This window comes from Chitinophaga pinensis DSM 2588 (assembly GCF_000024005.1).
In the GTDB taxonomy this organism is placed as follows: domain Bacteria; phylum Bacteroidota; class Bacteroidia; order Chitinophagales; family Chitinophagaceae; genus Chitinophaga; species Chitinophaga pinensis.
In genome coordinates this window covers 1702501-1705000 of record NC_013132.1, presented here as the reverse complement: position 1 = coordinate 1705000, position 2500 = coordinate 1702501, and the positions used below count along the sequence as shown (strand labels likewise).

At 47.6% G+C, this 2500-nt stretch carries 2 rRNA genes (both running past the window's edge); both read right to left on the bottom strand.

Annotated elements, in window-relative coordinates:
* A 5S ribosomal RNA gene (gene rrf / locus CPIN_RS07055) occupies positions 1–42 on the bottom strand (it extends 70 nt beyond the left edge of the window).
* A 109-nt stretch (positions 43–151) separates the two neighbouring features.
* A 23S ribosomal RNA gene (locus CPIN_RS07050) occupies positions 152–2500 on the bottom strand (it continues 531 nt past the right edge of the window).

Sequence of the window (2500 nt, the reverse complement as noted above, 5' to 3'; positions counted from 1 at the left end):
TCGGAATGGGAAGAGGTGAACACCCTTGGCAAAACCACCATAAGATCTTTAGTATGATCTTGTCTTTCAGTCAGCACTATTGCAGCGTTATCCTGACAGAAGACCAATAAGGTAACATATTGGGAAATTGTAATAGTATCACAAAAAAATAAAATTAAAGCTTACGGGCAATTAGTACTACTCGGCTTCGATGTTACCACCCTTACACCTGTAGCCTATCAACGTCGTAGTCTCCGACGGCCCTTAAAAGTAAACTCATCTTGAGGTAGGTTTCACGCTTAGATGCTTTCAGCGTTTATCCTTTCCGTACATAGCTACTCAGCACTGCACCTGGCGGCACAACTGATACACCAGCGGTACGTACGACCCGGTCCTCTCGTACTAAGGTCATGTCCCCGCAATTTACTAACGATCACAACAGATAGGGACCGAACTGTCTTGCGACGTTCTGAACCCAGTTCACGTGCCACTTTAATCGGCGAACAGCCGAACCCTTGGGACCTTCTCCAGCCCCAGGATGTGACGAACCGACATCGAGGTGCCAAACCTCCCCGTCGATATGAGCTCTTGGGGGAGATCAGCCTGTTATCCCCGGAGTACCTTTTATCCTTTGAGCGATGGCCCTTCCATACAGAACCACCGGATCACTTTAGCCAGCTTTCGCTCCTGCTCGGCTTGTCGGCCTCACAGTCAAGCACCCTTTTACTAATGCGCTCTGCGTACGATTACCAACCGTACTGAGGGTACCTTTGCGAGCCTCCGTTACTTTTTAGGAGGCGACCACCCCAGTCAAACTACCCACCAAACAATGTCCTCGTTGCCGAGTTAGACTCTAAACAACAGAAGGTTGGTATTTCAACGTTGACTCCACAACTCCTGGCGAAGCTGCTTCATAGTCTCCCAACTATCCTACACATCTGTTGTTCAAAATCAATGTTAAGTTGTAGTGAAGGTTCACGGGGTCTTTCCGTCCCGTTGCGATTAACCGGCATCTTCACCGATACTACAATTTCACCGAGCTCGTGGTAGAGACAGTGTCCAACTCATTAGACCATTCGTGCAGGTCGGAACTTACCCGACAAGGAATTTCGCTACCTTAGGACCGTTATAGTTACGGCCGCCGTTTACTGGGGCTTCAGTCAGAAGCTTTGGATTACTCCGAACATCCTTCCTTAACCTTCCAGCACCGGGCAGGTATCAGGCTCTATACGTCATCTTTCGATTTTGCAGGGCCCTGTGTTTTTGTTAAACAGTTGGTTGGACCATTTTACTGAGACCGCATCACTGCGGTACGCCTTATCCCGAAGTTACAGCGTCAATTTGCCTAGTTCCTTTACCACGGATCACTCGAGCGCCTGAGGATACTCTCCTCGACTACCTGTGTCGGTTTACGGTACGGGCTGCTATAACCTAACCTTAGAGGTTTTTCTTGGAAGTCTGATTAGGGACATTATCAGCGCGGCCGAAGCTTTGCTGTACTATCGGGTTCATCATCTCATGCGGATTTTCCTACACAAAATATAACTACTCCCTTTAACGCACTATTCCGTAAGTGCGCAGTCCTTTCACTACTCCGTTACCCCATCGAAATTATAGCAGGTACTGGAATATTCACCAGTTTGCCATCAGCTACGCCTCTCGGCTTTGCCTAAGGACCCGACTAACCCTGATCCGATTAGCGTTGATCAGGAACCCTTAGTCTTACGGCGAATAGGTTTTTCACCTATTTTATCGTTACTTATGCCTACATTTTCTTTTCTAAACGCTCCAGCATATCTCGCGATACACCTTCAATGCAGTTTAGAATGCTCCCCTACCGATATCTACCTAAGTAGAATCCTAAAGCTTCGGTTGTATGTTTGATGCCCGATTATTTTCCGTGCTCAAACCCTCGACCAGTGAGCTGTTACGCACTCTTTAAATGAATGGCTGCTTCCAAGCCAACATCCTGGCTGTTATAGGATTTGAACTTCGTTTGTTCAACTTAACATACGATTAGGGACCTTAGCTGTTAATCTGGGTTATTTCCCTCTCGGCCATGGACCTTAGCGCCCACAGCCTCACTCCCGCAGATATATCATAGCATTCGGAGTTTATTAGGGTTTGGTAGGCGGTGAAGCCCCCTAGCCCAATTAGTAGCTCTACCTCTATGATAACTCTATATACGAGGCTGTTCCTAAAAACATTTCGGGGAGAACGAGCTATCTCTCAGTTTGATTGGCCTTTCACCCCTATCCACAGGTCATCCCATAGCTTTTCAACGCTAATGAGTTCGGTCCTCCAGTTTGTGTTACCAAACCTTCAACCTGCCCATGGATAGATCACAAAGTTTCGCGTCTACCCCTACTGACTTAAACGCTCTGTTAGAACTCGCTTTCGCTACGGCTCCGCAACTTAAGTGCTTAACCTTGCCAGTAAGGAGTAACTCGTAGGCTCATTATGCAAAAGGCACGCCGTCACATATTACTATGCTCCGACCGCTTGTAGGCGCACGGTTTCA